This window comes from Acinetobacter sp. B-6, assembly GCF_056930735.1.
In genome coordinates, this window is the sequence record NZ_JBXPBY010000005.1 from 1 (window position 1) to 19,473 (window position 19,473).

Below are 19,473 nucleotides of genomic sequence, written 5' to 3' on the forward strand. Positions count from 1 at the left end.
AAAAGATATGACCCAGACCAGTGCTGTAACCAATGATGAGCCTTCTTTAGAAAAAGGTGTGCGTTCAACAGCTTGGTTGGTATATCTCGGTCAGCCGTGGCTTGAAAAACTCGATAAAGTACAAGCCATTCAACAACAAGACCCGAATACGCCGTTACGTTTAGAGCCGATCAATGGAGGAGTGTTTTTTAGAGCAGATGAATCACCACAATTGGCAAGAATAGGTTTACCACGCCCACAAGGTTATCAAGCGTTAAATAATATTCTTAAACCAATTCGAGAGAAAATGCTTCCGTTAACGCAATATGCCGATTCATTGGCAGATTGGGAACCTGTATTTTTTCAGCCAGAACAATGTGATTGGTGGCTTGAACGTTGGGATCGTGAAGATGATGCTGAATTATTGAAAAAATATCCTGTTCCTGACTTTTACGATCAATTTTCTAATTCAAAGTAGTATTAAGAATGTTTAAAAATTTTCTAGTTTCTCTTTTAACAATATTAATCGCATTTTTAGTGTGCTCATGTGATCAAAAAACAAATGCCAATAAAAAAGAAAGTGCCGTCTCTTCAACCTCAAGTGAAGAAAAAATACCAACATCAAAAGAGATAATGGAACAATTCATTAAAACTTTTCCTGAACTAAAGCCTTCAGATTTTCCACCTTTGGACTCAGAAGAAAGTGCATTTTGGTGGTTAATGCTTTGGGAGTCTGATTATGAAATTTCAAGCAAATATATTGCTAGGTCAGACTATAAAGATTGGTGGTCATTGATAGAAAAATCTATAAATGGACTTCATATTGTCCAAGGTAAAAAAATAGTGCTTGAACCTAGTTTAACAAAAATGTATGCGAAAATCGAAAAACTGGAAAATGATGAAGATAATTCGTTAGCTTTAGACGACATTTATACTGCATATTATGAAAATGTTGTAAATGAAGTTTTAAAACAGAATTATGATGTAATTGGTTTGGATATTGGAGAAGGCGCGAATTTTATTTTAACAAAACCTAACAATCCTGAATTGCAGAAATTGGCAAAAATGCTACAGCTCACATATCCAGAAAGTCAAGTTACTGCATATCAAACAATTTTTTATCCTGATAAATATAATTTTGAATTTACAGCAGATAAATTAGGTAAATGAATCACCGCTTAAATTACAGTAATGTTGATTCATTGAGGGAGGATTAATCCTCAGTTATCAGAGATACAAGGATTTTAAAACAATCAATAGAGGTCAAAAGACCTCTATTTTTGTATCTTAAAAACACAATGAATGGACAGAAAAAAGAGTGAGATTAAATGCTAAATATTGCTCCATTTTTTCTTCATATTTCAATGCTATAAAAATATATAGTCAGTGCTATTTTAATCGCTTATAGATTTGTAATAGTGTGATTTTAAACACAATTTAAAGACATTGTTGTTTATTAATTGATCAATGTTTAACAATCCTCTACAATACTTTTGTCCTAAAAGTGTTTAAATGATGCAAATAAATAATTCTGCTCAGAGTTATTTTTTAAGATTCGTTTCAGTTTTATTCTTTTAAATCATCGCTGTAAAACGTCTGTTTTAATTCGCCTTAAAAAAGGATTTTAGTGTTTCAGAAATGAAGTGCTATAGGCGGGTTCAGATTTAAAACAATGATGATCGAGTATTTAAATATATGCTAAGCCGTTACTTTTCTCCTTCAGCGATGATATGCGTAACACTATTGTTTTCATCCTTTTATAATAGTGCTATGGCAGAAGTAGACCAAGTTGCTACTGAAACTCCTATTGAGCATGAACTACCTAAGATTGATTTAAATACGCTGACAATTATTGGTTATCATGAAATTACGCCAAATCATGATGCCGTCATTCCTGATTATGCGGTTACCACAAAGCAGTTTGAATTGCATTTAGACTGGTTACAGAAAAACGGCTATCACTTTGTCAATGTTGACCAAATTATTAAAGCCAATGAAGGTAAGTTTAAATTACCGACCAAACCCGTTTTATTGACTGTCGATGATGGTTATCAGTCTTTTTATCAATATGGCTTTCCAGTAATTAAACAACGCAAGATTCCAGTTGTATTGGCTGTTGTGGGTTCTTGGCTAGAACCAAAAGCCAATGAAATGGTTCAATTTGGTGATGATAAATTACCACGTAAAAAACTTTTGTCTTGGGATGAACTGAAAACCATGCAAAAGAGCGGATATGTGGAAATTGGTAGCCATAGCTATAACTTACACCGGGGTATTTTAGGCAATCCTCAAGGGAATTCTGAGCCTGCTGCGGTAACACGTGAATATTATCCAAAAAGTAAAACCTATGAATCGGATAAAGTCTATGCAGATCGTATTTTCAATGATTTGAAAAAGAACAATAAAGTATTGCAATCACATGGTTTAAAAGCACCACGCGTCATGGTGTGGCCATATGGTCGCTATAATATGGAAACAGTCGCATTGGCTAAAAAAGTGGGCATGCCAATAACAATTAGCTTGGACGATGGTCCTGATCATATTGAAAAGTCATTAGGTCATTTAAACCGCATTTTGGTCGAAGGTAATATGACCACTGACGCTTTGGCACAAGAAATCCAAAGTCGTCAAATGAATTTTACTGACAATAATCGCCCGCAAAAAGTGATGCATGTCGACCTTGATTATATTTATGATCCAGACGAAGCACAGCAAGAGAAGAATTTAGGACATTTGTTAGATCGTATTCGTGAAATGAATGTGACCACAGTATTCTTACAAGCCTTTGCTGATCCAGATGCAAACGGTTCTGCTGACATGGTGTATTTCCCGAACCGTTATCTTCCAATGCGTGCAGATTTATTTAACCGTGTTGCTTGGCAAATTCAAACCCGGACGCATGTGAGTCGTTTATATGCCTGGATGCCGTTGTTGGCTTGGGATTTACCTGCATCAAATCCAGCCTCTAAAGATGTTGTGGTAACTCAACAAGCCAAAGACAGTGATCATCTCAACATGGGTTATCACCGTTTGAGCCCATACTCTCCTGAAGCACGTAAAGTGATCGAAGGTATATATCAGGATTTAGCAAAGTCGACGACTTTTGATGGAATTTTATTCCATGATGATGCAACCTTATCCGATTATGAAGATGCAAGCCCTCAAGCGATCCAAGCCTATCAAAAAATTGGCTTACCTGCGGATTTAGAAGAAATTCGTAATGATGATGCGAAACTGCAAAAATGGACTGATTTTAAAACCAAGACAATCGACAGTTTTGCAATGGATTTGGCGCAGAAAGCACGTTATTACCAACCATTTTTACTCACAGCTCGTAACTTGTATGCGCAGGTGGCACTGTCTGCATATTCTGAAAACTGGTATGCGCAGTCTTTAGAGCAGTCACTTAAAAATTATGACTTCACTGCAATCATGGCAATGCCTTATATGGAGCAAGCCCCTGACGCAACTAAATTCTATAAAGATTTAGTGCAACGTGTGAAGAAGCAGCCCAATGGGATCAAAAAGACAATTTTTGAGTTACAGGCAGTAAACTGGCGTAATAATCAGAAAATTCCGACTTCTGAAATTACTCAAACAATTCAGTCCTTGTACCAACAAGGGGTGATGCATGTGGGTTATTATCCAGATGATCCGATTGAAGATCATCCAAATACTGCCGAGATGCGTAAAGTATTTGATTCTAAACCACAACGATTGGTTCCTTAAGGTGTGATATGAGCGCAATCCAGCACCTGTGGCAGTCCTTATTAAATTTTATCTTCTATTATCCATTATTTATGTCATATCTATGGATGATTGGTGCTTTAATTTTCTATTGGAAAGAGCGTAAAGAGCCTCCATATACTCAGCCAGCAGCTTTAGAAGAATATCCTTTAGTTGCAGTGCTTGTTCCTTGTTTTAATGAGCAGGATAATGCTGACGAAACCATCAGCCATGCATTAAAGTTGAATTATCCCAATTTTGAAGTTATTGCAATCAATGATGGAAGCTCTGACAATACAGCCGAGATTCTCAATCAATTGGCATTGAAGTACGACAAACTGCGTGTTGTACATTTGGCAGAGAACCAAGGTAAAGCGATGGCTTTACAAGCGGGGAGTTTGCTTACTGAGGCTGAGTTCTTGATCGGGATTGATGGTGATGCTTTGCTTGATCCACATGCTGCACAATGGATGATTCGTCATTTCTTAAATAATCCAACCGTTGCAGCGGTTACAGGTAACCCTCGTATTCGTACACGTTCAACTTTGCTTGGGCGCATTCAAGTCGGTGAATTTTCTTCGATTGTCGGAATGATTAAGCGTGCGCAAAGAACCTTTGGACGTCTATTTACTGTATCAGGTGTGATCACGGCTTTTCGAAAAAGTGCTGTACATGAAGTAGGGTATTGGTCACCCAATATGCTGACTGAAGATATTGATGTCACTTGGAAGCTGCATCGTGCAGGTTGGGATGTCAAATTTGAACCTAATGCATTGGTGTGGATTTTGATGCCTGAAACCTTTAATGGTTTATGGAAACAACGTTTACGTTGGGCAATGGGTGGTGCGCAAGTTTTAATTAAGAATATAGATGTATTATTCAAACCGAAACTGAATTTTTTATGGCCTTTGATTATTGAGTTGATTCTAACGCTGGTCTGGTCATATTTAATGTTGATTATGGTGATTTTCTGGATATTACATTTGGTTCTTCCTTATGCTGGATTCCCAGCAATGAGTTCTCCATTATTACCGATGGGAACAGGAATCTTACTCGGTACGACTTGTTTATTACAGTTTGCAATCAGCAAATGGATGGACAGTCGTTATGAATCAAGTTTGGCAAAAAACTATTATTGGATGATTTGGTATCCTTTTGTATTTTGGTTGATTACCGTAACGGCAAGTATTGTGGCATTTCCTAAAGTTCTTTTACGTGGTGACAGTAAACGAGCTCGTTGGGTAAGTCCTGACCGTGGGATGCGACAAGATGACTAAAAGGTTAAATAACTTAAGCCAATATCGTGCTTTTGAGATATGAAAATGAAAACTGAGTCTTTGATTATTGATGTACGCAAGCAGTTACCTTGGCATCGTCGTTACTTTTCGACAACCATCACTGCAATGTTGTGGGCATTTTGGTTGTTGCTTTGGAGACCGATTGTTATTTTGATTGGCTATCTGTCTTTAGAAAAGCCACAATTGGTACACTACTTTTTTAATGCTTTTGCAAAAGCTCTAGAAAGTGGTTTGTTTGCTTTAATTGCTTGTGCGATTTCGTTGTGGTTGTGGAGTAACTTTGTGCCTGCTAAAACTAAAAAAGAAGCAGAAGCAAAATCTACTCAGGAATATGCTGATTATTTTAATCTGAATGCTGATGCATTGGTGCAATCTCGTCAGCAAAAAGTGGCGACAGTACACCATGATGCAGATGGTCGTATTACTTACATTGACTAAGGGTTGAGTCAATAAAAGTCCCACAGGTTGGGGCTTTTGTTTTCATAGGGAATAATAGATGTCCGCAAAAATAAATTCGGCAGAAAGTATCCGAGGCTTAGCCTGTTTAGCTGTCGTATTTTCTCATCTTGCCATGAGTTTTTTTCCATATTTACATCACTTTGATCCTCATGAAACCACGGATCTTAAATGGGTGTATCACGTACATCATTCGCCGTTTGGTTTTTTTTACTCAGGCGATGCAGCTGTTTTTGTTTTTTTTGTATTGAGTGGCTATGTACTGAGCTATGCCATCTTAAAAAGCCCGCAGCAATTTCATTCTAAAATCAAGAATATGATGATTAAGCGTTATCCACGCTTAATGATTCCTGCACTCGCATCATGTTTGCTGATCTGGTCAGTCTTTAAAATCATTCATATCGATAGCCAGCATGTGGGGGCTTGGTTACAAGCATTTGCAGTACAAAATTACAGTTTTAGTCATGCACTTTATGAAGGCACGATAGGTGCTTTTCTATTTTCTGAAAGTGATATCAATTGGGTCTTGTGGACCATGACCATTGAGTTGATGGGTTCATTTGTCTTATTTTTCTTACTTTATCTTTATCATTATAAAAAGATAGCATTTTGGTTCGCATCACTACTGATTCCCTGTCTTGCATTTATATGGCGCGGACAAGGGTTTAGCTTTGGTATTTCGAGTTTTATTATTGGAATCTATATTTATCTCTATGCGAAAACATTGCCCAATTTGATTGCGATTCTCATGTTGTTCACAGGTTTGTATTTTGCAGGAGCGCACAATACCAGTACATCATATGCGGGTCTTTACCATATCTTAGGTGAAAACACCTATGATTATGGCAATTTTATTGCAGGAATCTTGATTGTTTATAGTGTATTGATGAACCCATTATTATCGCGACATTTGGATCATCCTATTTTGGTGTGGCTCGGTAAATTATCTTTTTCCATTTACTTACTGCATTTGTTGATGTTGTATTTGGTGTGTATTCCACTGTTTAATTTATTTTTAACTTGGCATTGGGCATATTCGTGGGCTGTTCTTGTTTCCGGTCTAAGTGCAATTGCTGTGACTTTAATCGTTGCAAATTTTTATAGCCAATATGTTGATCAATTTGCGATAGATACCAGTAATCGTATTGCAAACAAAGTGCTTAAGCTCAGAAATAAGCCATAAGTTATAGTTGAAAAAGTTTTTTACAATTACAGCTGTATTTAGCTGTTTTTTAGACAGTTAAAGTTTGAAAAATATCAGGATTTGAGAAAATATAGCGGCTCTTTGTCAGCATGGATCGCTTATATGCGCCTGATCAAATCTATCGTTGTTTCGTTAATGGCAATGAGTATTCAATTTTCACAAGCTGCAGCCTTAAACTCTCAACAAGCATTGACTGAAGCTCCACCGATGAGTCTGTTTGAGCTGTGGAATGCACCGATTGAGCCTTTTAAAATTTTCAACCATGTTTATTATGTCGGTACTGAAAATCTTTCTTCAGTCTTATTTGATACAGGTGCAGGTTTGGTTCTCATTGATAGTGGAATTGATCAATCTGCGGTGCAGATCAAAAGTAATATTGAGAAATTGGGTTTTAAAATCACCGATGTTAAATATCTGTTAAATAGTCATGCACGTTTGGATCAAGCAGGTGGTTTTGCCAAATTAAAACAATGGAGTGGGGCAAAACTGATTGCCAGTGCAGAGAATGCTGAGATGCTCGCCAATGGCGCCAGCACGGACTTTGCTTTGGGAAATCAATTGCCATTTCCTCCTGTAAAAGCGGATCTGATTTTTAAAGATGGCGAGCAGTTAAAGTTGGGTCAACAAGTCTTTACAGCTCATGCTACGCCTGGGCATTTACCGGGTGCGACTTCATGGACAACCGAAGTACAGTATCACTTTAAACATTATCAAATTATTTATGCTGATAGTTTGTTTACAGGGGGCTATCATTTATTAAATAACAAAAATTACCCTCATATCGTGACGGATATGCAAAAAACATTTCAAACGTTAAATGCGATTCATGCTGATATCTTTTTGGCAAATAAAGCTGATCGTTTCAATATGAAGCAGAAATTGGTCAGACTGAAAGCAGGTGATCAAAATGCATTTATTGATCCAGATGGATTGCAAAATTATGTGGCAAAAGGTAAAGCAGAATTTGAGCAACAATTACAACAACAGCAAAGCTTGGCACAGTTAAAGACCTTACAATAATCATTTTTAAATGTTCTATACGTACGGATAGGGTGTTGTATCATTTAAATATTGATACAATGATGCTTGAATCGATCATTTCTTTGCTAAAGTATTGAAGTGATCATCCTTTATTCTAAAAATATAGAAAATCGACATGAAAATACGATCATTCCCATCCGTTTTATTGATTTGTGGTTTAGTGGCAACAGCACAAATCTATGCCAAACCATTTGAACAATTAACTGTTCAAACGAAGCTTTCTAATGAATGCACACAAGATGATAGCGACATATTTACAGCACAAACTTACCAGTTAGGTTCAACAAAAGTCGGGTTAAAGAGCTATTCATGCCAAACCAAGAAGCAAAATAAAGAACAATATTATTCAGCATATGGATTGCAGTTTAATGGCAAAAAAACTGTCTATTTTGTTGATCATAGTGTTGATGCTATTGGTTATGTTGCAGTAAAAGCAGAAAAAATCGATGCAGATACTGTTTATTTTGATGGTATGTATGAACGAGGTGGTGATTTAATTATTGTATGGGTAGAAGACTTACAACATATTCATCATCTAAAAGTTCATTATATGGCATCAGATGAAGGAGGTGTAAAGCTCTATACACGGAATAATCAGATCTACATTCAAAAAATTGATTTAAAAGAACTTGATGGTGACAAGCCGATTTATAAAAATGTAGGAAAACCCATAACTTTAAAGAAGATACCAAACAAAGGGCTTGTATTTTCAGGTGGGAATTTAAAGCTATTTCAAACAACTGCTGATTAGGTATTGTAAAGAAAGAAATTGTTACGTTTAAAGCTGATCAGTTGATTTTGATCGTTATACAATTCAATCAGTATATCACTAAAAAAACAATCAAAATATCTAGCTTTAAACTTGGCAAATACGTCTGAACTAAGCTGTATTTTATGTTTGAGATGAGTCTATGTTGAAATTAATCATTGTTTTACTCATTTTGATTGCACTCTATGTGTTATGGCGTTTGTTCGCTAAACATAAAATTAATGCAGCCGTTGAACAGCAAAGGCAAGACCTTTCCAAATGGATAAAAAATTCACCCGAAGATCATGAATTGCCTGAAAAAACCAAGCTGATTAAACAGATGATTGATCAAGAACGGCAAAAAAACACCATAGAAATATCCTCAACACAAGATCCTATAGATCAAGTTGAACAGCAAGTTATGACCGAACCAGAAACTGCCAATGAGTTTCAGGTCACTGATGAAGATCAACGTTTATTTGATGCTGCAGCACAATTGTTTTTTCAGCAGGCGCTACAAACCAAAGATTTTTCTCAAGCGGGGCATATTCAGCATGATATGTTGAGTAAGATGCCAATGAATACACAAAGTCAAGTTGGCTCATTTGACTTTGGTGAATGGTCTATTTTTTGGAATTATCATGACCAATCGCTTGAATATTATGTTGGGCGTTATGGCGTGTTCTACGCCCATGTCGATCATCAGGGGGTAGAACATAAAGCTGAGTTTAAAGACTGTTATTGACCTTCCAGTAAACTGGTTAATTCTTTGAGTCGAAATTGTGTCGCATTCATTTCACAGTCTAAATGTGCAAAGCCTGAAGCTAAGCCCATTGCACCATAATATAAGCTTCCCGTAAGTTCTGTACATTGCGCATCACGATAGCTCAGCCAAGCTTTTTGTGCTTTTTCCAGCAATGCTTTATTTTTAGCATCATATTGTTGGTAGATTCGTTGATAGATCTTATTCATTTTTACCTTATCTGTTTTGAGCTGCTGCTCCATACAGCTATAGGTCTGCAGTTGATCTGTCTGATTGCATTTGGCATATGCAATGCTACAGATACTGGTTGAAAGGAAGGCATAAAAAATTAAATTTGTTAAATATTTCATCATTTAAATCACTGAAGTTATGTATGGGTTAAAGTTGAATAAAATTATTTTATAGTAGTTGCAGCACACGTTTTTTGACTTGATCCAAATAGAATATATCTTGATAAAGTCGATACATTAAAATTGCTCCTTCATAATCTGCTACAGTTATTTTGGCTGCATTTTGAGCATCTTGCTCGTTGAGTGTTTGTTTAAAGAGTTGATATAAAACATGCTGCCAATCCTGAAAAATGGTGCGAATCTTTTGCAACACTGTGTAAGATATATCATTGGCTTCTAATGAAAGAATACCCATGAGACAGCCTTTTATTTCATAACTAAAAAAAAGTACTGCTTTTTCATGTATGGTTTGAAACTGGGTAGATGTATCAATGACAGTAAAGTCTTCAAGCTTAAACAAAGATCGATTTAGATATTGATGAGTATGTTCTAAAACTTGCATCAATAAAGCTTCTTTATTTGGGTAATAATAATAAAAAGAGGCTTTACTCAGTCCGCATGCTTTTGCCAACATATCCATACTTGTCCCAGCATAACCATGTGCTTTAAATTGTAAAGCACAGCTATTGAGCATCTGTTCAGTAGAAAGTTTTTGTGGACGCATAGCTTACCTAGAAAATCTACAAATTTATATTGCGCTGTATTTATGAACAAGATGGTATTAAACTCTCAAAAGTAGCTAACATTTTATCCCAAATCTGTTCCGAACCTTTTCGAAAATATCCCATATGTCCAATCTGTTGAAGTCCGAAATCTTCTGCTGAAATATTGATAAAATGCATAGGCGCATTTTTATAATGTTGCATAAATGCATAACGAGAGTTCGGTAAAGCCCAATCATCATCCAAAGCTGCGACAGCATAAATCGGCGTTTTGACTTGAGCATATTGGTCATGCAATGTCTGTTGTTCAGGATCAGCAAAAAAATAAGTTGGATTTTTACACCATTTACGCCACTGTTGATATACGCCTTTTGGAAGATCAGCCCCCATATTGAGTTTACTCCAAGGTAAATAACCCGTGATGGCGACCATCGGGGGAAACACGATATTCCAAATCACCTGGACTTTAAGTTTTTCTTTCAAAGGCATATAGCCGTGCCATCCAGCACCTGTACCGAAACAATACATTGCTGTGACTTTATCGTGATTGGGGGTTAGTCCAAGTGCCTGACCACCATAAGAATGTCCCACAACAAATAAAGCAGTGTCATCTTCAAAAAAGTAGTCAATCGCACCTGCAAGATCTAATTTGCCCCAGTCCAGATAAGACATTTTAAAGCCTTTTAGTTGCCGTGGTGCAGACTTGTCTACACCACGGTAATCAAAGCAAAGCACTTGATAGCCCATTTGCGAAGCATATTCAGAGAATCGTCGATAGAATGCCTGTGGTACACCTGTTGCACTGGAAACCAGTAAATTGGCTTTAAATGGATGGGTGGTTGGTGTATATCGAGTTCCAACGAGTGTATAACCATCCAAAGCTTGAAATGTGACCGATTCACATTTAAAACCATTTTCTTTCGAGGGTTGTATTTGTGCGAGGTGGTTTATATTTGGCATCATCTTATCTCTAATTTTTTGGCATTGCTAAATCTTAAAATAATGATTTATTGACCCTTGAACTGTGGAGCACGACGTTCAATCATGGCTCTTACACCTTCCTGTGCATCTTCAGAGTTGAGCAACGGCGTCAATAAATTTTGCAAATTACCAAACGCAACTTCAGGGCTGTGTAAAAATGCTTGATGGGCAGAATGCAGCGCTGCTTTAACTGCAAGTGGTGCCGCACTTGCAATACGTTCAGCTAATTCCAATGCACGAATCAACTGATTATTGCCTTCAACGACTTCGGTAACCAAATTCATTTCATAGGCTGTTTGTGCATTGAACAAATCACCTGTGAGTACATATTTCATGGCTTTTGCCCAGCCTGCGGCTTGTACGAAACGTACTGTTGCGCCACCGAAAGGCAAGATACCACGTTGTACCTCGATCTGCGTAAACTGGGTATTTTGATTGGCAATGACAAGATCTGAATTCAACATCAGTTCAATCCCTGCGGTATAACAATAGCCTTGGACTGCTGTAATCAATGGTTTTGTTCTTTGGCGCCCTACAGTCCCCCAAGGATTAACCATATCATCAGTAAAACTAAAAACGCCGTCAGCTAATTTGGGTTGTAACTCAACCAAATCTAAACCCGCAGTAAAATGTTCACCATGCGCAAAAACTACTGCGCAGCGAAGTTCAGGATTGTTTTCATATTCCGTGAGCGCAAGTGATAGGTCATGGATCATATGGCTATCAAAAGCATTCCGCTTATCTGCACGATCCAAGCCGATTAAGAAAATATGACCTCGGATTTCTCGGCTTACTTTTCCTTGTGAATTTAACATATTGTTGTTCTCGCTTTAGTTGTTTTATCTATTTTTAAACGATCGTTAGAAAACTGTCAATTGTATAAAAATGACGCGATCGTTTAACTGTGTATAACATATTTTTTTAAACATTCAATTGATCAAATTTATTCAACTTAAGTGAGTTTAAGTGGTAAATAACATGATGCTGTAATCAACACTTTGAACAGTGAAATATTTTTATATTTAAAAGAAATGCCCATTTATCATAAATAAATGGGCATTACCTGATCAACTTTTTAAAATTGAACAATTATTTTTTGGTTTTTCCTAAAATCTTCTGAATAGGAAGCTTATCCGTTGCAAAGCCATAAATCGCTGCAAAAGGAAGTGCTGTACGGGCAAGATAGGCAACACGCCATAAACCACCATGATTCGCACCTTCCATCATCAACTCTAATGGATGTTCCATTTGTGTTGCTGGGTTGGCAACCGAGTTTGGGTTTTTGAGATCATGAATCCACAATGCCGCCATGATCGAATTGGTGGTTTCAGGGCTAAATGCTTCAACATCAAATAAACTTGCACCATTAAACGCAGCTTTAAGTAATGGATTTTTAGTGACAGAGTGAGTTGTGGTTGATGGGGCAATATTGATACTGACATGTTGTCCTTGATGTCTTGCTAAAGTCGCACGCCATTGTTGAATGCGTTTTGCTAAAGCATAGTTCGGACCTTGCTCAACCACTAAACAGTCAGCAATGCCATAAGCTTTGCCATTTTCAGAGTGTATTAGCTGCTGATTGTTATTCTTGAAAAATTGTTTTAAAGAGAGTGCTGAGATACTTTTGCTGAGTATTGTTTCAAATTTTGATCGTTGTTTAAACTTTTCTGTAGCACCTTCAATTACTTCTTTTGGCACTGCATAGACATCCGTTGGCGTACACATATACATCAATGATGAGTCAGTTTTTTGTTCACTGACATTGCTCATGATACTGTCCATTGCGATTGAAACACGCACATGCTTTTCACCATCTAGATATGCAATAGATGCCAAGTCTAGTTTGTGTGGGTTCTCGCATAACCATTGCGTAATTTCAGGAATTTGGGTGAGTAAATTTGCTCCAAGTTTGGTTTTTAGTTCATTCAAATCATTGCTGTCATTGATTTGTTGTAAGCTTGGTGCATAGAGGGTGGCATTACCATTTTGAATAGTGTCGAGAATTTTCCCCCAAACACGCTCATTGGGTAAATCTACTGCAACAATATTGGCTTTCCATTGAGCTAACCATGTCAAAGGACCTGCTTCTGAGGCTGCGCCGAATAAAACCAAAGTACGGTCAGATAAATCAAACCATTCTGGATGGGCAACCACTTCTCTTAAGGCATCCGCATGGCTGGTTTCAATGATGCCTGCTTCTTGCCATGTCTGAATTTGTTTGAGTAAGGCTTCACCTGAAAGTTTTTGTCCATGATAAGGAACAAACCATTCGGGTTGTGCATCCGATTGTCCTTTAATCGTGATGGTTTGAATTTTGTCTAAGAGGGGAACTGACATCACGTCTTTTAAGGAATAACGCTGCCCATCTCTGAAAAAGTCAAAGCTGTGTTGAGCTTTATGTAAGCCTTGTTTTGCAATCGTGATCGCGTTATGCGTAGATTGAATGCCGTTTTCTACCAATGCTTTAAAATAAATGGGATAATTTTTACGCCAGTTTTTTTCATCCAACACCTTTTGAGCATTGATATTGTCAACCAATGACAGTGCCTCAGCAATAATTTCCTTGCCTACTTGGGAGCTGCTGCTTTTTTGGGTTTCAGGATGAACCGTGAATTGTAAACCTTCATTTGAACTGGACATGCAAAATATCTCGTTTTACTTCATCATTAATATACAGATGTATACATTATCCATGCCAAATTCAGGAATCGAGTGGCATAATCTGACAAAATGCAGCTCAATTGGTTGTGCGATTGTAATGTCACATCAAACGAAATGTTGAGATGAGATTGGGTTGTTAAAAATACTTTAGCTGAGTCAGTGTATTTCACATATTTCAGTCATGTATTGCTTTGGAATTGATGGATTACACTTGATCTTACTGGTAAAAATTTAGCGATTGAAAAGCTTTTTTTTGATGTGAATGAGGATAATTTTTGTCTCGAATTTTGAATATCTTATGTTTTTACATCTTTTTAATTTAATTCCGACAATTTTAGTTGATTTTTGGTCATTCAGCCTCATCTTCAGTTAAAATACCGACTTCAGCTTGAGGATAGAGTTATGTCGACTGAGAACACCAATACTGCAGTTGCAGAAGAAATTCCAAATTTATTGATTACTCCAAATGCGCAGGAGTATTTAAAAGATCTTTTGGAGAAGCAAAATACTCCAGGAATTGGCGTTCGTGTATTCGTTGAAAATCCAGGGACTCCACGTGCAGAATGTTGTATGGCGTACAGTGCGCCTGATGAAGTTGCTCCAACAGATTACAAGCAAGATTATCCTGATTTTCCAGCATTTATTGATACACCATCTATTCCATATCTGAAAGATGCGGTAATTGACTACAATAAAGACCGTTTTGGTGGTCAATTAACATTTCGTGCGCCAAACTCGAAAGTACCACGTGTTGGTCCAGATGCGTCAATGGAAGAAAGAATTACCTATATTCTTCAAGCGGAAATTAATCCAGGACTTGCAGGGCATGGTGGTAACTGTGCTTTGGTTGAAGTTATTGAAGATGAAGAGCATGGTTTAACGGCTGTATTGAAATTTGGTGGTGGTTGTCAGGGTTGTTCAGCAATCGATGTCACATTGAAGCAAGGCGTTGAAACTACCTTAAAACAGCACATTCCAGAGTTAGGTCGTGTGGTAGATCAAACTGATCATAGCCAAGCCGAAGGTGCATACTTCAAATAATTTGTCTCATCAATATACTGATTCAAAGTGATTCAAAAAAGCCTTCGAAAATTCGGAGGTTTTTTTTGACAATTTAATTTTTTGAATTTTAGCAACCTTAAATGAAACTTAAAAAAATAGGAAAATCTTAAATATAAGCGCAAAAGCGCATAAAAAATAATCAAACAAATAATAAAAATGAGAATAATTCTTAATATTGTTTATAATGCTGTGGTGTTTTTATTACACATTGTATCTCAATCTTCATTGTCTATTCATTCTTAGCCTCTTTGGAATACCTTATGTTGACTCGCCGTATCATCCAATCTGCGTTATCTCTCTCCATTGTTACTGTTATGGTGGGCACTGCATATGCAGCTAACTCACAAGAAACTTCAAATAAAGCAGAAAATCAGTCAACAGAAGCGACAAAACTAGACACAATAGTTGTGACCGCAAGTGGTTTTGAACAAGAAGTTAAACAAGCTGCTGCATCTATCTCAGTATTAAGCCAAGAAGATATTAATAAAAAAGCATATCGTGATATCACCGATGCATTAAAAGATGTGCCAGGTGTTGTGGTCACTGGTGGGGGAAGTTCAAGTGATATTAGTATCCGCGGTATGGGAAGTGCTTATACGGTTATCCTGATTGATGGTAAAAAAGTAAATACGCGTTCAGTTCGTCCGAATAGTGATAACTCAGGTATTGAGCAAGGGTGGATGCCGAGTATTGAAAGTATTGAACGTATTGAAGTCATTCGTGGTCCAATGTCTGGCTTATATGGTTCAGATGCTATGGGTGGTGTTATTAATATTATTACCAAAAAGGTTTCAGATACTTGGACCAGTTCGGTTAAATTAGACACGACACTCCAAGAAAATAGGGATTCTGGAGATATACATCAAGCAAACCTATATGTTTCTGGTCCATTGATTCGTAATTTATTAGGTCTAAAAGCCAATGGAACGTTTTCACAGCGTAATGAAGATGACATCATTGGCGGCTACAACAAGCAACGTATACGAGCAGGCGGTGCGACACTGAGTTTGACGCCAAATGCTGAACATACCATTGATTTAGAATATCAGCGATCGATTCAGAATCGTGATCAAACAGTGGGTAAAACTATTGCTAATGTGCCAGGACGAAATGGCAAGCTTCCGACCGATTCATATACAGATTACTACCGCACTGAGTATAGTTTGACTCACCGTGGTGAAATTGGTGATTTAAAAACCCATTCTTATGTTCAACGTGAAGAAAATGATAATCCTTCACGTAGCATGGAAGCCATCAATACAACTTTTAATACCTTGAACCAAATCAATTTAGGTTCCCATGCTTTAAGCTTTGGAGGAAGTTATTTAAAAGAAGAGCTTGAAGATTTTGGAAACCAATTGAGTGTTGGGGGAACAAAATTAACAAACCTAGATCGTTATAGTTGGGCTTTATTCGCTGAAGATGCATGGAATATTGTAGATCCATTCACGATCACTGCATCATTACGCTACGACAAAGATGAAAAGTTCGGTGATCATTTCAGTCCGAAAGTCTATGGTGTATGGACATTGAATGATAACTGGATTATCAAAGGTGGTGTGTCAACTGGTTATAAAACACCAGCATTACGTGCCACTGTTGCAGGATGGGGACAAGCCACAGGTGGTGGTCAGTCAAGTGGTATGATTGTGGGTAACCCTGACTTAAAACCAGAAACCAGCGTGAACTATGAAGCATCAATCAATTGGGACAATAATGAGGATTTAGATGCAGGCTTCACGGTATTCAATAGTGAATTCAAAGATAAAATTACAGAAATCCGTACTTGCCAAGGAGACTCTGGAAGTATGAATTGTCCTTGGTTGGGGCAAAATTTTGACTTTGTTAGTCAACGTATCAACGTAGATAAAGCAAATATGCGAGGTATTGAGGCAACTTTTGGTTGGGCAATTACCCCCGATGTTCGATGGGCTACAAACTATACCTTTACGGATACTGAACAGAAGAGTGGGGTATTCAAAGGGAAACCATTAAACGAAATGCCAAAACATATGTTCAATACCACTTTAGATTGGCAAACCAATGATCAAGTGGGAATGTGGAGCCGTTTAAACGTCAGAAGTAAAACATCTGAGTATTTAAGCCGTACATCAATGAGTAATGGTAAACCTGCCTATGCAATGGTAGATATTGGATTAAACTATAAACCTTCAAAAGTATTGCAGTTCAATGCAGGTATTTATAATTTATTTGATAAAACCATAGAAACTACGACTTATAATTACGTGTTGGATGGTCGTCGTTATAATCTAGGTTTAATTTATAAGTTTTAATTTCTAAATTAAAGTGAGGAAGAAAAGGCGCTTTATGCGCCTTTTTCTAATTTTAAAATATTTAAAGTTTCATCAGAATAATAGAACTGCTCTAAATAGACCCGTGCACGATTTTTTAAATGTGTAGATGAAATCATTCTTTGGATCACAGGTTCAAGCAAAGCCTGTAATTCATGTTGAATCAATGCTTCATCAATATTGATGTCAGATAAAATCAAATCAAACTGACGCTCTTGGTTTCGTGCATACCAAGTAAGTATGCCATCATGAACTTGTTTCTTTAAATAGTCTGTTTGACGGATATGTTCCCAAATCTCATGACCCATCTCTACTGTTTTTGGTAAGTCATTAATTTCTACATACTGACGAAGTACACCAATCGGGATTTTTTTAATTTTGTGCCATAGATTGGCTTGAAAATGATACAGCTTGTTGTCATCAAATTGTTGATTAATGACTTGTTCACTAAGTTGGCTGATTTTGATAATATTTTTTTGCAAATAATGCTTAACAGTATCATCCAAATTCGTGTCTGTGACAGATTCCAAGACGGATTTTCCCATCTTCATGAAACGTCCAACACCAGGAACTTTTTTATTCATGACTGAATTATCGATATAATCTTGAATAGAATGGTGAATCAGCTGAGTCAACATACTCGAAAATGCAGGATTATTAACAATACGTTTGATCAAAGCTTGGCGATGTCCTGATTTGCTTGCAACATATTGGGCGATTTTATCAATCGTCGTAACAGGGATAATATCTTCAATTAGGGTTTCATCATTGCTTGGATGAATTAAAGCAAAACGAATATGTTCAGCAATCTGTTCAATCAGAAAATCACTCGCAGGCGTTGCTAAAACCTGCTTATATAATAAGTCATTAATTTGCGAAAATGACCAGATTTCTTTTAAAGGTTGTTTTCTAAACCAATGATAAAACTCTGTAAATTCAGCTTTAATAGTCTCAGGCTGAGAAAAAGTTTGATCTAAAAATACCAATTGAGCGTCGATTAATTGTTCAATGAGAGGATGTTTCATTTTTTGAACTCGATTTGTGTATGCCTAGGCTCAGACAGTGGATTTTGCAGGGGTTGTACTTTATTTAAAAAACTTAAATAGTAATCCGCAACTCGTTCTGGTGCTTCTAATAATGGCATATGACCAACACGAGGTAAAAGCACAGGTGTTTCAGGTCGTTTTAATACGGATTTTAATTCATTGGCAACATCAGCATTGATGATCTGATCTTGTTGACCCCATAAAATTAATGTGGGGGCTTCAATGTTTTTTAACATGGTGGTGAATGTTGTAGGGGTGTACAGTCGATTGAGGGCGTCAATTTGATTGATGATTTTTGCTGTATCTTGTGATTTAGCGATAAATAATTTTTCCTGTTCTTCCTTAATTACACTGGCTGTAAATGGAGGATTGAACATAACTTTTTTCATGACAAAATCTAAATCACCTTTCTGAGTGATGAGCAACTGCCTCAAGTAGATTGGATTTTTTAAATAATTGGTATTGGTCGATTTAAAAATACCTCCAGTACTCATCAAAAATAAACTTTTGGTGTCAAATGGGTACTGAGATGCGTAAAACATGGCGATGGTGCCACCCAAAGAGTGTCCGGCTATGTTTAAATTATCTTGGATATGTGCTGCTTCAATAAAGCGCCGAAGTTGTTCCGTGACATTGGGTACAGATAAATCAAAATTTGCTGGAACCTGGGTACTTCCTGCAGATGGTAAATCAGGGATAATTACGTGATAGAAAGGGGTTAATAATCGCGCAGTCTCATTCCACGTATCCCGACTACTGGCGAGACCATGAATCAATAAAACCGTCGGTTTATCTTTTGAGCCACCTTCGCTGTAAGACCAGACTACATCACCCACACGTAATGTTTTAGAACTTAGCCCTGCCCAAGCACGTTCTTCTTGCACGATTTTTAAATAGTCGACATATTCTGGTGTATTGGAAGCTGCATAAGTCTGGCTTGCCAAAAGAATGCTACTGACTGCGGTCAAACTTAATAACATGTTATTCAAAAAACGAAGAATTTTCTTTAGGGGCAGATCAAACATGCATAGAGTTCCTAACAAAAGACTTGGCATTATATAAAGTAAAAATATTATTCATGATCATAATTTTTTCAGCATTTGCTCGGAAAGTAATATTTGTCATTTTTTTGCCAAAAGAATAGACAAGAAATGAGCAAATTAAATAACTATTTTGTAATGTAGTTAAATAATTTAAATAAAATTGTGAATTATATCTATATATTTTTGTGATTCTAAGGGGAG

Annotated in this window: 18 protein-coding genes; 11 read left to right on the top strand and 7 right to left on the bottom strand. The window is 36.9% G+C overall.

Features of this window, described 5'->3' with window-relative positions:
- The 9 genes from AC1Z3T_RS07460 to AC1Z3T_RS07500 form a co-directional block, all read left to right on the top strand.
- Window positions 1-457 (top strand): type VI immunity family protein (locus AC1Z3T_RS07460; RefSeq protein ID WP_483396559.1); only part of this gene is annotated, 457 nt, incomplete at its 5' end.
- An 8-nt stretch (window positions 458-465) separates the two neighbouring features.
- The gene (locus tag AC1Z3T_RS07465) at window positions 466-1,149 is read left to right on the top strand and encodes a hypothetical protein (RefSeq protein WP_157810999.1); all 684 of its coding nucleotides are present in this window, start codon (window positions 466-468) and stop codon (window positions 1,147-1,149) included.
- A 525-nt stretch (window positions 1,150-1,674) separates the two neighbouring features.
- Complete coding sequence (pgaB, locus tag AC1Z3T_RS07470) at window positions 1,675-3,708, top strand: poly-beta-1,6-N-acetyl-D-glucosamine N-deacetylase PgaB (protein ID WP_004828105.1); 2,034 nt, start codon at window positions 1,675-1,677, stop codon at window positions 3,706-3,708.
- A gap of 8 nt (window positions 3,709-3,716) precedes the next feature.
- Entirely contained in the window at window positions 3,717-4,982 is a 1,266-nt protein-coding gene (gene pgaC, locus AC1Z3T_RS07475) for a poly-beta-1,6-N-acetyl-D-glucosamine synthase (RefSeq protein ID WP_004828107.1), read from the top strand.
- A 45-nt stretch (window positions 4,983-5,027) separates the two neighbouring features.
- Window positions 5,028-5,441, top strand: coding sequence for a poly-beta-1,6-N-acetyl-D-glucosamine biosynthesis protein PgaD (gene pgaD / locus AC1Z3T_RS07480; protein WP_004828110.1), 414 nt, complete (start codon window positions 5,028-5,030; stop codon window positions 5,439-5,441).
- Window positions 5,442-5,499: 58 nt separating this feature from the next.
- On the top strand, window positions 5,500-6,642 hold the full coding sequence (locus tag AC1Z3T_RS07485) for an acyltransferase family protein (RefSeq protein WP_009585830.1): 1,143 nt from the start codon (window positions 5,500-5,502) through the stop codon (window positions 6,640-6,642).
- Window positions 6,643-6,765: 123 nt separating this feature from the next.
- Window positions 6,766-7,683 carry an HARLDQ motif MBL-fold protein gene (locus AC1Z3T_RS07490; RefSeq protein WP_009585815.1) on the top strand — a complete coding sequence of 306 codons (918 nt, stop codon included), beginning with the start codon at window positions 6,766-6,768 and terminating at the stop codon, window positions 7,681-7,683.
- 136 nt (window positions 7,684-7,819) lie between these two features.
- Complete coding sequence (locus AC1Z3T_RS07495) at window positions 7,820-8,455, top strand: hypothetical protein (RefSeq protein ID WP_009585834.1); 636 nt, start codon at window positions 7,820-7,822, stop codon at window positions 8,453-8,455.
- Window positions 8,456-8,615: 160 nt separating this feature from the next.
- The gene (locus AC1Z3T_RS07500; protein WP_009585806.1) at window positions 8,616-9,197 is read left to right on the top strand and encodes a hypothetical protein; all 582 of its coding nucleotides are present in this window, start codon (window positions 8,616-8,618) and stop codon (window positions 9,195-9,197) included.
- On the opposite strand, the gene AC1Z3T_RS07505 is transcribed toward AC1Z3T_RS07500, so the two are convergent.
- From AC1Z3T_RS07505 to AC1Z3T_RS07525, 5 genes are all read right to left on the bottom strand, one after another.
- The gene (locus AC1Z3T_RS07505; RefSeq protein WP_010591010.1) at window positions 9,191-9,565 is read right to left on the bottom strand and encodes a lysozyme inhibitor LprI family protein; all 375 of its coding nucleotides are present in this window, start codon (window positions 9,563-9,565) and stop codon (window positions 9,191-9,193) included. The genes AC1Z3T_RS07500 and AC1Z3T_RS07505 overlap by 7 nt on opposite strands.
- A gap of 49 nt (window positions 9,566-9,614) precedes the next feature.
- Window positions 9,615-10,169 (bottom strand): TetR/AcrR family transcriptional regulator, encoded by a 555-nt coding sequence (locus tag AC1Z3T_RS07510; RefSeq protein ID WP_009585844.1) that lies wholly within the window; start codon window positions 10,167-10,169, stop codon window positions 9,615-9,617.
- A 40-nt stretch (window positions 10,170-10,209) separates the two neighbouring features.
- Complete coding sequence (locus tag AC1Z3T_RS07515; protein WP_042089421.1) at window positions 10,210-11,127, bottom strand: alpha/beta hydrolase family protein; 918 nt, start codon at window positions 11,125-11,127, stop codon at window positions 10,210-10,212.
- A gap of 47 nt (window positions 11,128-11,174) precedes the next feature.
- On the bottom strand, window positions 11,175-11,963 hold the full coding sequence (locus AC1Z3T_RS07520; protein WP_009585800.1) for a crotonase/enoyl-CoA hydratase family protein: 789 nt from the start codon (window positions 11,961-11,963) through the stop codon (window positions 11,175-11,177).
- A gap of 274 nt (window positions 11,964-12,237) precedes the next feature.
- Window positions 12,238-13,788, bottom strand: coding sequence for a hypothetical protein (locus AC1Z3T_RS07525; protein ID WP_483396560.1), 1,551 nt, complete (start codon window positions 13,786-13,788; stop codon window positions 12,238-12,240).
- Window positions 13,789-14,211: 423 nt separating this feature from the next.
- Here AC1Z3T_RS07525 and nfuA point away from each other — a divergent pair, with 423 nt between their 5' ends.
- Together nfuA and AC1Z3T_RS07535 are read left to right on the top strand one after the other, a co-directional pair.
- Window positions 14,212-14,850 (top strand): Fe-S biogenesis protein NfuA, encoded by a 639-nt coding sequence (nfuA, locus tag AC1Z3T_RS07530; protein WP_004828129.1) that lies wholly within the window; start codon window positions 14,212-14,214, stop codon window positions 14,848-14,850.
- Window positions 14,851-15,131: 281 nt separating this feature from the next.
- On the top strand, window positions 15,132-17,165 hold the full coding sequence (locus AC1Z3T_RS07535) for a ligand-gated channel protein (protein ID WP_046760245.1): 2,034 nt from the start codon (window positions 15,132-15,134) through the stop codon (window positions 17,163-17,165).
- A gap of 32 nt (window positions 17,166-17,197) precedes the next feature.
- Here the strand turns inward: AC1Z3T_RS07535 and AC1Z3T_RS07540 are convergent, their stop codons facing one another.
- Both AC1Z3T_RS07540 and AC1Z3T_RS07545 read right to left on the bottom strand, forming a co-directional pair.
- Entirely contained in the window at window positions 17,198-18,208 is a 1,011-nt protein-coding gene (locus AC1Z3T_RS07540; protein ID WP_046760244.1) for a hypothetical protein, read from the bottom strand.
- Complete coding sequence (locus AC1Z3T_RS07545) at window positions 18,205-19,254, bottom strand: alpha/beta fold hydrolase (RefSeq protein ID WP_009585807.1); 1,050 nt, start codon at window positions 19,252-19,254, stop codon at window positions 18,205-18,207. Before AC1Z3T_RS07545 ends, AC1Z3T_RS07540 begins: the two co-directional genes overlap by 4 nt.
- Window positions 19,255-19,473 lie beyond the last annotated feature (219 nt).

Excerpts from the sequence above, each read along its gene's own strand:
- AC1Z3T_RS07465 (WP_157810999.1), top strand. The coding sequence starts at position 466 with ATGTTTAAAAATTTTCTAGTTTCTCTTTTAACAATATTAATCGCATTT.
- AC1Z3T_RS07505 (WP_010591010.1), bottom strand. The coding sequence starts at position 9,565 with ATGAAATATTTAACAAATTTAATTTTTTATGCCTTCCTTTCAACCAGT.
- nfuA (WP_004828129.1), top strand. The coding sequence starts at position 14,212 with ATGTCGACTGAGAACACCAATACTGCAGTTGCAGAAGAAATTCCAAAT.
- AC1Z3T_RS07515 (WP_042089421.1), bottom strand. The coding sequence starts at position 11,127 with ATGCCAAATATAAACCACCTCGCACAAATACAACCCTCGAAAGAAAAT.
- AC1Z3T_RS07540 (WP_046760244.1), bottom strand. The coding sequence starts at position 18,208 with ATGAAACATCCTCTCATTGAACAATTAATCGACGCTCAATTGGTATTT.
- AC1Z3T_RS07500 (WP_009585806.1), top strand. The coding sequence starts at position 8,616 with ATGTTGAAATTAATCATTGTTTTACTCATTTTGATTGCACTCTATGTG.
- AC1Z3T_RS07535 (WP_046760245.1), top strand. The coding sequence starts at position 15,132 with ATGTTGACTCGCCGTATCATCCAATCTGCGTTATCTCTCTCCATTGTT.
- AC1Z3T_RS07545 (WP_009585807.1), bottom strand. The coding sequence starts at position 19,254 with ATGTTTGATCTGCCCCTAAAGAAAATTCTTCGTTTTTTGAATAACATG.
- AC1Z3T_RS07490 (WP_009585815.1), top strand. The coding sequence starts at position 6,766 with ATGCGCCTGATCAAATCTATCGTTGTTTCGTTAATGGCAATGAGTATT.
- AC1Z3T_RS07520 (WP_009585800.1), bottom strand. The coding sequence starts at position 11,963 with ATGTTAAATTCACAAGGAAAAGTAAGCCGAGAAATCCGAGGTCATATT.
- AC1Z3T_RS07495 (WP_009585834.1), top strand. The coding sequence starts at position 7,820 with ATGAAAATACGATCATTCCCATCCGTTTTATTGATTTGTGGTTTAGTG.
- AC1Z3T_RS07510 (WP_009585844.1), bottom strand. The coding sequence starts at position 10,169 with ATGCGTCCACAAAAACTTTCTACTGAACAGATGCTCAATAGCTGTGCT.
- pgaC (WP_004828107.1), top strand. The coding sequence starts at position 3,717 with ATGAGCGCAATCCAGCACCTGTGGCAGTCCTTATTAAATTTTATCTTC.
- AC1Z3T_RS07485 (WP_009585830.1), top strand. The coding sequence starts at position 5,500 with ATGTCCGCAAAAATAAATTCGGCAGAAAGTATCCGAGGCTTAGCCTGT.
- AC1Z3T_RS07525 (WP_483396560.1), bottom strand. The coding sequence starts at position 13,788 with ATGTCCAGTTCAAATGAAGGTTTACAATTCACGGTTCATCCTGAAACC.
- pgaD (WP_004828110.1), top strand. The coding sequence starts at position 5,028 with ATGAAAACTGAGTCTTTGATTATTGATGTACGCAAGCAGTTACCTTGG.
- pgaB (WP_004828105.1), top strand. The coding sequence starts at position 1,675 with ATGCTAAGCCGTTACTTTTCTCCTTCAGCGATGATATGCGTAACACTA.